Consider the following 426-nt stretch of genomic DNA (forward strand, 5'->3'; position numbering starts at 1 on the left):
TCCAGGTCCCCCGCCGACTCGTAGGCGTAGGCGAGGTTGATGCGGCTGGCCAGGGTGTCGGGGTGGGCGTCGCCCAGCACCTGCTCGCGCTGGGCAAGCGTGGCCTCCAGCAGGGGGATGGCCCGTTCCAGGTCCCCCGCCGCCTGGTAGGCGTTGGCGAGGTTGTTGCGGCTGGTCAGGGTGTTGGGGTGGGTGTCGCCCAGCACCTGTTCGAACTGGGCGAGGGTGGCCTCCAGCAGGGGGATGGCCCGTTCCAGGTCCCCCGCCGACTCGTAGGCGTAGGCGAGGTTGATGCGGCTGGCCAGGGTGTCGGGGTGGGCGTCGCCCAGCACCTGCTCGCGCTGGGCGAGGGTGGCCTCCAGCAGGGGGATGGCCCGTTCCAGGTCCCCCGCCGACTCGTAGGCGTTGGCGAGGTTGTTGCGGCTG

At 71.8% G+C, this 426-nt stretch carries 1 protein-coding gene; it reads right to left on the reverse strand.

What is annotated here, in order from left to right:
* The coding region (locus ACZ4Z3_RS36585) for a tetratricopeptide repeat protein (RefSeq protein WP_468505094.1) at positions 1-426 on the reverse strand (426 nt) is incomplete at both ends.

It is taken from the genome of Streptomyces sp. NPDC030296, assembly GCF_055572815.1.